The 7529-nt window shown below is 73.4% G+C and carries 11 protein-coding genes; 5 read left to right on the plus strand and 6 right to left on the minus strand.

The window, feature by feature from the left end; genetic code table 11:
- Positions 1-100 precede the first annotated feature (100 nt).
- Together GMA12_RS12280 and GMA12_RS12285 are read left to right on the plus strand one after the other, a co-directional pair.
- Entirely contained in the window at positions 101-514 is a 414-nt protein-coding gene (locus GMA12_RS12280) for a VOC family protein (RefSeq protein ID WP_156269786.1), read from the plus strand.
- A gap of 92 nt (positions 515-606) precedes the next feature.
- The gene (locus GMA12_RS12285) at positions 607-999 is read left to right on the plus strand and encodes a VOC family protein (RefSeq protein ID WP_156269787.1); all 393 of its coding nucleotides are present in this window, start codon (positions 607-609) and stop codon (positions 997-999) included.
- A gap of 52 nt (positions 1000-1051) precedes the next feature.
- On the opposite strand, the gene GMA12_RS12290 is transcribed toward GMA12_RS12285, so the two are convergent.
- The 6 genes from GMA12_RS12290 to GMA12_RS12315 all read right to left on the minus strand — a co-directional run bounded on the left by GMA12_RS12290 (position 1052) and on the right by GMA12_RS12315 (position 5898).
- Positions 1052-1561, minus strand: coding sequence for an SRPBCC domain-containing protein (locus GMA12_RS12290; protein ID WP_156269788.1), 510 nt, complete (start codon positions 1559-1561; stop codon positions 1052-1054).
- 105 nt (positions 1562-1666) lie between these two features.
- Positions 1667-2248 (minus strand): class I SAM-dependent DNA methyltransferase, encoded by a 582-nt coding sequence (locus tag GMA12_RS12295; protein ID WP_156269789.1) that lies wholly within the window; start codon positions 2246-2248, stop codon positions 1667-1669.
- Between the two features lie 2 nt (positions 2249-2250).
- Positions 2251-3087 carry an ABC transporter permease gene (locus tag GMA12_RS12300; protein WP_156269790.1) on the minus strand — a complete coding sequence of 279 codons (837 nt, stop codon included), beginning with the start codon at positions 3085-3087 and terminating at the stop codon, positions 2251-2253.
- Positions 3084-4109: an ATP-binding cassette domain-containing protein gene (locus GMA12_RS12305; RefSeq protein ID WP_162459783.1), complete on the minus strand. Its 1026-nt coding sequence runs from the start codon at positions 4107-4109 to the stop codon at positions 3084-3086. Before GMA12_RS12305 ends, GMA12_RS12300 begins: the two co-directional genes overlap by 4 nt.
- Positions 4110-4319: 210 nt before the next feature.
- The gene (locus GMA12_RS12310) at positions 4320-5078 is read right to left on the minus strand and encodes an SDR family oxidoreductase (protein ID WP_156269791.1); all 759 of its coding nucleotides are present in this window, start codon (positions 5076-5078) and stop codon (positions 4320-4322) included.
- A 91-nt stretch (positions 5079-5169) separates the two neighbouring features.
- Positions 5170-5898, minus strand: coding sequence for a beta-ketoacyl-ACP reductase (locus GMA12_RS12315; RefSeq protein WP_156269792.1), 729 nt, complete (start codon positions 5896-5898; stop codon positions 5170-5172).
- Positions 5899-6074: 176 nt separating this feature from the next.
- Between GMA12_RS12315 and GMA12_RS12320 the strand changes: the two genes are divergently transcribed.
- The 3 genes from GMA12_RS12320 to GMA12_RS12330 all read left to right on the plus strand — a co-directional run.
- A complete protein-coding gene (locus GMA12_RS12320) occupies positions 6075-6596 on the plus strand; it encodes a DUF3099 domain-containing protein (RefSeq protein WP_156269793.1) in 522 nt (173 codons plus the stop codon).
- 56 nt (positions 6597-6652) lie between these two features.
- Positions 6653-6931 (plus strand): hypothetical protein, encoded by a 279-nt coding sequence (locus GMA12_RS12325; protein ID WP_162459784.1) that lies wholly within the window; start codon positions 6653-6655, stop codon positions 6929-6931.
- Positions 6928-7529 (plus strand): SURF1 family cytochrome oxidase biogenesis protein (locus GMA12_RS12330; RefSeq protein ID WP_162459785.1); only part of this gene is annotated, 602 nt, incomplete at its 3' end. The genes GMA12_RS12325 and GMA12_RS12330, both read left to right, overlap by 4 nt.

Genomic DNA, 7529 nt, shown 5'->3' on the forward strand with positions numbered 1-7529 from the left:
GGGTCGTAACGGATCCGGCGGCAACCGCGCCGGTGTTCCGCCCCCGCCGGCGCGGGGCCATCATGGGGGGCATCGACCCTATCGACGCGGAGGACGGCCCATGCCCGTGCAGCTCAATCCCTATCTCACGTTCCGGGACACGGCCGAGGAGGCGATGACCCACTACCGCTCCGTGTTCGGCGGGCAGCTGACGATCAGCAGGTTCGCCGAGTACGGTGCCGGTGACGGCCCGGCCGAGCAGAACAAGGTCATGCACGCGATGCTGACCACCGGCGAGGGCCTGGTCCTCATGGCCTCCGACACCCCCGACAGCATGGACCTGACCGTCGGGGACAACATCTCGGTCTCCGTGGGCGGCGACGACGAGGCGGTGCTGCGCCGCTGGTGGGACGGGCTCAGCGACGGCGGGACGGTCACGATGCCCCTCGAGCCGGCGCCGTGGGGCGGGCTGTTCGGCATGTGCACGGACCGGTTCGGCGTCCACTGGATGATCAGCGTCGACGAGGGCGCCTGACCGCAACCGCCCCGTTCCATTCCACCTGATCCCGTTCCACCTGCTCCCGTTCCGCCCCGTCCTGTTCCGCCGCACCGAGGAGGGCCGTCCGCATGCGGATCACCCACACCAGAGTCTTCGTCGACGACCAGCAGCAGGCCCTGCTGTTCTACACCGGCAAGCTCGGGTTCATGGTCAAGCACGACCTGCACACGGGGAGCGGCCGCCGGCTCACCGTCGTCTCCCCGCAGGCGCCCGAGGGCGTCGAGCTCGAGCTGGCGCCCTCCGAGCACCCCGCGGTCGGCCCGTTCCGGGCCGCGCTCGTGGCCGACGGGATCCCGTTCACGAGCTTCGCCGTGCGGGACGTGCAGGCGGAGTACGAACGGCTCGTGGAGCGCGGCGTGCGCTTCGTCCAGCCGCCCGCGACGACCGGCACCACCACGACCGCCGTGCTCGACGACACGTGCGGCAACCTCGTCCGGATCGAGAGCGGCGGCCCCGCCTGACCGCCCTGCTGGACGCCGCGTCCGGCCACCTCGCCCGGACCGGGAGCGGCGGTCAGCCCCGTGAGTGCAGCACGTCGGCCAGCGCCCGGTAGTACTCGGCCATGGCCGGGTGGTAGTCCCGGGCGAAGTCCAGCTCGTCCGGGTCCCGTCCGCTCTCGGCGGCGACGAGCCGATCCAGGTAGTACTCCCAGCCGGGGCCGACGGAGTCGAGCTCCCCGGCCGCGGGATACCGGTGCGTCAGCCGCACCTCGGTGGTTCCGCCGCCGTCCTCGAGGTCCAGGTCCACCCGCCAGGCGTCGGCCGTCGTGCCGAGGGTGACGGCCAGGTGCCGCGGCGGTTCGCACCGGCGGAGGAGCACGGGTTCCGGCTGGTCCGCGCCCTCGGCGGTCATGAGCACCTCGACCCGCCCGGAGGAGGGATCGCCGCTCCAGGTGCCGTACCAGCGGCCGAGTCGGCCGGGGTCGGTGACGGCGGCCCAGAGCTCCTCGAGCGGCCCCTGCAGGGTGCGGGACAGGACGAGGTGTCCCTCGGGGTCGAGGCGTCCGGTGGGCTGTGCGGTCATCGCTGCTCCTCACTGGGCTCCGCGCCGGCCGAGAGGACCGGGGCGCGGGGCGGTCGGCTCACTGCCGGGTCCTCCATGGGTAGCACCCCCGGCCGGTGCAGGGCGTCACAGTGCCGTCACCTGCGCCGGGCGGGGAGCCCGGCGCAGGGGCGGGTCGGGCACGCGGCCGGCCGGGGCCCGCGCCCGGACCCCGCCGCCGCGGTCCTCGTGCAGCACCACCGGCGCGACGAATCCGTGCGCACCCACCGCGGACCGCACCCGCTGCAGCACGGCGGCCTGCCGCTCGGGGCGCGGTCCCGGCCCGTAGGCGATGAGCAGCGTGCCGCCCGGTGTCAGGGCCCGCCGCAGCACGGACAGCTCGGGGTCCGCCCGCGTCGTCCAGAACAGGTTCACGTCCACGGCGAAGGCCACCTCGAAGGAGGCCGCCGGGACCGACAGCTCCGCGAGGGCGACCTGCTGGACGGTGAGCACGCCGGCCTGCACGGCGCCGAGGTTGCGCTGGACGGTCCGGGCAACGGCGGTCGCGGAGCGGTCGACCGCGAGCAGCTGCGCCCCACCGGGCCGCGCGCACACGAGCTCGGCGGCCGCGCCGGACCCGCAGCCGACCTCGAGCACCCGGCACCCCGGCCGCAGCGGCAGCTGATCGACGGCCCACCGGACGCGCTCCGGCACAGTACGCGGTGCCACGGCTAGCGCGAGCTCACGGTGGCGAACTTGCGCAGGCACAGCGGCACGAACACCACGAGCAGCAGCACGCTGCCGATCACCACGGTCAGGACCGGATGCTGCATCGGCCACACGTCGGGCACGGGAGCGGAGCCGGTGTTGCCGAACAGCTGGCGAGCGGCCTGCACGAGGGCGGAGACGGGGTTCCAGTTGGCGAACGTCTCGAGCGGGCCCGGGAGGTTCTGGGACTGCACGAACGCGTTGGAGATGAACGTCAGCGGGAACAGGATGATGAAGGAGGCGTTGTTCACGGTCTCCGCGCTGCGCACGCTCATCCCCACCAGCGCCATGACCCAGCTGAACGCGTAGCTGAACAGCAGCAGCAGGGCGATCCCGGCCAGGAACGATCCGACCGACGTGGTGAACCGCCAGCCGACCGCGAAGCCCGTGCCGATCATGATCACCATGGACACGGCGTTGAGCACCAGGTCGCTGTTGGTCCGCCCCACCAGGACCGCCGAGGGGCTCATCGGGAGCGTCCGGAACCGGTCCACGATCCCCTCCTTGAGGTCCTGGGCCATGCCCGCCCCGGAGAACGTGGAGCCGAAGAGCACGGTCTGCCCGAAGATCCCGGCCATCAGGTACTGGGTGTAGTCGGTCCCCTGCACCTGGATCGACCCTCCGTAGACCTGGCTGAACAGGAGCACGAACATCACCGGCTGGAGCACCGCGAAGACCAGGAGGTCCGGTGAGCGCCGCAGCTTGATGAGGTTGCGCTGGGTGACCGTCCAGCCGTCGGCGGCCCACGTGCCGAGGGTGGCGCCCGGGCTGGTGGCGCCGGGCAGCGTGCGGGTGCTCATCGGTGCCGCCCTCCCCCGGGCGCGGCCACGGCGGTGCCGGCGTCCTGCTCGTGCGGACCGGGTCCCACCGCGGTCGAGTGCCCGGTGAGCGAGAGGAACACGTCGTCGAGGGTGGGCCGGCGCATCCCGGCGTCGTGCAGGGCCACGCCGTCGGCCTCGAGGTCGGCGAGGATCCGCTGGAGCGCCGGCGGGCCCTCCCGGACGGCGACCTCCAGCTCCCGCCCCTGGTCCGCCGGCACGGGCGCACCCTCCCCGTGCCGGGCGAGCACGGCCGCGGCCCGCCCGGCGTCGGCCCCGTCCTGCAGCACGACCACCACGCGGTGCCCGCCGACCTGGGCCTTCAGCTCGTCGGGGGTGCCCGCCGCGATGACGCTGCCGTCGTCGATGACGGAGATCTGGTCGGCCAGCTGGTCGGCCTCCTCGAGATACTGGGTGGTCAGCAGCACCGTGGTGCCGTCCGCCACGAGGGAGCGGATCACCTCCCACAGGCCGATCCTGCTGCGTGGGTCGAGCCCGGTGGTCGGTTCGTCCAGGAACAGGACACGGGGCCGGATGACCAGCGCCCCGGCGAGGTCGAGGCGGCGCCGCATGCCGCCCGAGTACCCCTTGACGGGCCGGTCCCCCGCCTCCTCGAGGCCGAACAGCTCCAGCAGCTCCGTGGCCCGGCGGCGGGCGGCGGCCCCGCCCAGGTGGTAGAGCCGGCCCACCATCCGCAGGTTCTCGGTGCCGGTGAGGTTCTCGTCGACCGCGGCGTACTGGCCGGAGGCCCCGATCATCCGCCGGATCCGTGCGGGCTCGGCGACCACGTCCACCCCGTCGATCCGCGCCGTGCCGGCGTCCGGGACGACGAGCGTGGTGAGCACCTTCACCACCGTGGTCTTCCCGGCGCCGTTCGGGCCCAGCAGCCCCTTGACGACGCCCTCCGGCACGGACAGGTCGAGACCGGCCAGGGCGTGGACGGTGCGCGTGCGCGAGCGGTAGGCCTTGGTGAGGCCCTCCACCTCGATGAGCGGACGGGTCACGGCGCGGCCCCCTTCCGGGGCGCACGGCCCCTGTCCCGGCCGGTCCCGCTCGGTGTCCGGGGCCGGCCGCCCGATCCGACGATGTGAGGAGCATCTCACCCGCCCCGGACAGTGCACCAGGGCGGGGACGGGGACGGCGCAGCTCCGGCCGGGGACACCCGGGGGGGCTGCGCCGCTGTCTCGCCGTCCGCCGGGACGACCCCGGCCGGGCTACTTCTGTCCGGCCTGGGCGAGGAAGTCGTCGGCCCCGCCGACGAGCTCCACGTGCCCGGTGGGGACGTCGGCCGTGACCATCCGCGCGATCTCCTCGGCGAACTCCCGCACGGAGTAGAGCTTGCCCGCGGCCTCGCGGCGCTGCTCGAGCGCACCCGGCCGGGCCCGGTTGAGCAGCGTGGCGGTCACCGTGCCCTCGATCATGTCCCCGGAGACCACCACGAACGTGATGCCCTTGTCCGTCAGCTCCGGGATGCGGGCGGTGAGCGCGTCCTCGCCGGCGCGCTTGGACTTCGCCACCTGCACGTACTCGGGCATGGTCTCGACGTCGTTGATGAAGTGGGCCTGGTGGCTGGTCACGAACACCACGCGCCCGCCCTCGGGCAGGTGCTCGAGGGCCGCGGTGAGGGTGTCGTCCTGGGCGTCCCGGTTGAGCCGGAGCGCGTAGTCCTCCCCGAGGTCCGTCTCCATGCCGCCGGAGGCGTTGAGCACCAGCACGTCCACGCCGCCGAAGGCCTCCACGGCCCGGGCGAAGAGGTTGCGGACGTCCTCGGGGGCCGTCATGTCCGCCTGCACGGCGATCGCGCGGCCGCCGGCCTCCTCGATCTCCCGCACGACCTTGTTGGCCCGGGGGGCCTTCTGCCGGTAGTTGACGACGACGTTGGCGCCCTGGGCGGCGAGCAGCTTGGCGGTGTCGGCGCCGACGCCGCGCGAGGACCCGGTGACGACCGCGGTCTTGCCTGCGAGTGAACTCATGGTGCTCCTTCGGTGGAACGTGTACGAGGGAAGTGCGCGTGGGAGACGCGCGGTGGACGGTGTGCGGGGTGGGCGGGCTCGGTGGGCGGGCTCAGTGGCCCATGCCCAGGCCGCCGTCCACGGGGATGACGGCGCCGGAGATGTACTTCGCCTCGTCGGAGGCGACCCAGCGCACGACCGCGGCGACCTCCTCGGGCTCGGCGAAGCGGCCGGCCGGGATGGAGGCGAGATAGTTCTGCTGGGTCTCCTCGGGCAGGGCGGCGGTCATCTCCGTGTTGATGAACCCCGGGGCCACGACGTTCGCGGTGACGTTGCGCCCGCCCAGCTCGCGGGTGATCGAGCGGGCCATGCCGACCAGACCGGCCTTGGAGGCGGCGTAGTTGACCTGTCCGGGCGAGCCGTAGAGGCCCACCACGGAGGAGATGAGCACCACGCGGCCCCGCTTGAGCCGCATGAAGCCCTTCGCGGCGCGCTGGACCACCCGGAAGGCGCCGGTGAGGTTGGTGTCCACGACGTCCTGGAAGTCCTGCTCCTTCATCCGCAGCAGGAGGGTGTCGCGGGTGATCCCGGCGTTGGCGACGACCACCTCGACGGGGCCGAACTCGGCCTCGACCGCCTTGTACGCCGCGTCGATCGACGCGGCGTCCGTGACGTCGGCCTGCACGGCGAAGAAGCCCTCGGGGGCCTCGCCGGAGCGGTAGGTGACGGCCACGTTGTCCCCGCCGTCCCGGAAGGCCTGCGCGATGGCCCGCCCGATCCCGCGGTTGCCGCCGGTCACGAGGACGGTGCGGGGGGCCGGGCTGCGCTGCTGGTCTGCCATGGGGAACGGTGCCTTTCGGTCGCGGGTCGCCGGGGCCCGCCGTCCGGCAGGAGGCGGGGCCCGGGGAAGATCCCTCCGATCCTACCGGGCGACCCGGGCGACCGTCCGGTAGCCTCCGGGAGGCCCTGCCGGATGTCGGACCCCGGTGAGAGAATGGAACGTCTGTTGGGAGGACCATGAGCAATCGCTATCTGACGACCGGCGAGACCGCCGGTCAGGACGACGTCCACTCCATCACGGCCACGGCCGGGTCGCACACGCAGGACATGAACCACCGGATGAAGGTCTACAGCATCCAGATGGGCCTGCGGATCCTGTGCCTGATCGTGTTCGTGGCGGTGGACAACATCTGGGTCCGCGGCGTCGCGATCCTCGGCGTCGCCATCCTGCCCTGGATGGCGGTGCTGCTGGCGAACAGCAACGACCGGTCCACGCGGACCAGCCACTACTACGAGCCGCTGGCGGCCCCGGCGCTGGCGGCCGCCCCCGAACCGGCGCCTCCGGCGGCGCCGCTGGCCATCGACTTCGTGCTGGAGGGCGAGTTCACCACCGGCCACGCGGAGGACGAGGACCAGGACCGGACGGAGGGTCCGAGGACCGGGAGCACCGGGACGAGCCGCACCGCCTTTCCCAGCGGGGACCCGGCTTCCTCCGCTACTGTCGAGGGCGACACCTCCCGGCGCCGCGGCGCGGCCTGAGCCCCGCGCGGGCTGCGCCGGGGCCCCGACCGCAGACCCTGAGGAGCACGACCGCCGTGGAGTTCGACCTGCTCGGATCGCTGTCCCCGCGAGGGTCCGAGGCTCCCCCGGCCGGACCCGACACCCCCCAGTGCTCTCGCAAGGGCTGCCGCGCGGACGCCGCCTGGCAGATCCGCTGGAACAACCCGCGCATCCACACACCGGAGCGCCGCAAGATCTGGCTGGCGTGCCCGGACCACCGTGCGGACCTCGAGCAGTTCCTGGGTGCCCGCGGCTTCTGGAAGGACACCGTCCCGCTCGGCCACGAGGGGCCGGCCGAGGAGGACCGGCCGTGAGCGACTACCGGTTCCTGCTCAGCGGGAAGTGGTTGCTCTGGTTCCTGATGGCCTGCGCCGCCGCGGCCGTGGCCGTGTACCTGGGCGGGTGGCAGATGGACCGCAACGACCACCTGGTCGGGGAGAACGCCAAGATCACGCAGAACTACCGGGCCGACCCCCTCACCGGGGACGAGGCGGTCGCCCAGTTCACCGCCCTCGACGAGCGGCTCACCTGGCACCCGGTGACCCTGACCGGGGAGTACCTCGCCGATGACCAGGTCCTGGTGCGCAACCGTCCCCAGGACGGGCGCGTGGGCTACGAGGTCCTCGTCCCCTTCCGCACCCAGGACGGGGACGTGGTCGTGCTGGACCGCGGCTGGATCCCCACCGGCTCGGCCGCCAACGGGATGCCCGACGAGGTCCCCGGCCCGCCCGCCGGCGAGGTGACCGTCACCGCACGGCTGCAGCCCGGCGAGCCTGCCGTGGAGCGCGGCGCCCCGGAGGGCCAGATCGCCACCATCGACCTCGAGGAGCTCCGGGAGCGGTGGGCTCTGCCGATCGGCACGGCCGCCTTCGCGGAGGTCTTCGCCGAGGACCCGGCCCCGGCCGTGGCCCC

The sequence above is a fragment of the Kocuria sediminis genome, from assembly GCF_009735315.1.
Lineage (GTDB): Bacteria > Actinomycetota > Actinomycetes > Actinomycetales > Micrococcaceae > Kocuria > Kocuria turfanensis.

Coding starts and splice junctions, on each gene's coding strand:
- GMA12_RS12290 (WP_156269788.1), bottom strand. CDS start 1,561: ATGACCGCACAGCCCACCGGACGCCTCGACCCCGAGGGACACCTCGTC.
- GMA12_RS12280 (WP_156269786.1), top strand. CDS start 101: ATGCCCGTGCAGCTCAATCCCTATCTCACGTTCCGGGACACGGCCGAG.
- GMA12_RS12310 (WP_156269791.1), bottom strand. CDS start 5,078: ATGAGTTCACTCGCAGGCAAGACCGCGGTCGTCACCGGGTCCTCGCGC.
- GMA12_RS12320 (WP_156269793.1), top strand. CDS start 6,075: ATGAGCAATCGCTATCTGACGACCGGCGAGACCGCCGGTCAGGACGAC.
- GMA12_RS12300 (WP_156269790.1), bottom strand. CDS start 3,087: ATGAGCACCCGCACGCTGCCCGGCGCCACCAGCCCGGGCGCCACCCTC.
- GMA12_RS12285 (WP_156269787.1), top strand. CDS start 607: ATGCGGATCACCCACACCAGAGTCTTCGTCGACGACCAGCAGCAGGCC.
- GMA12_RS12315 (WP_156269792.1), bottom strand. CDS start 5,898: ATGGCAGACCAGCAGCGCAGCCCGGCCCCCCGCACCGTCCTCGTGACC.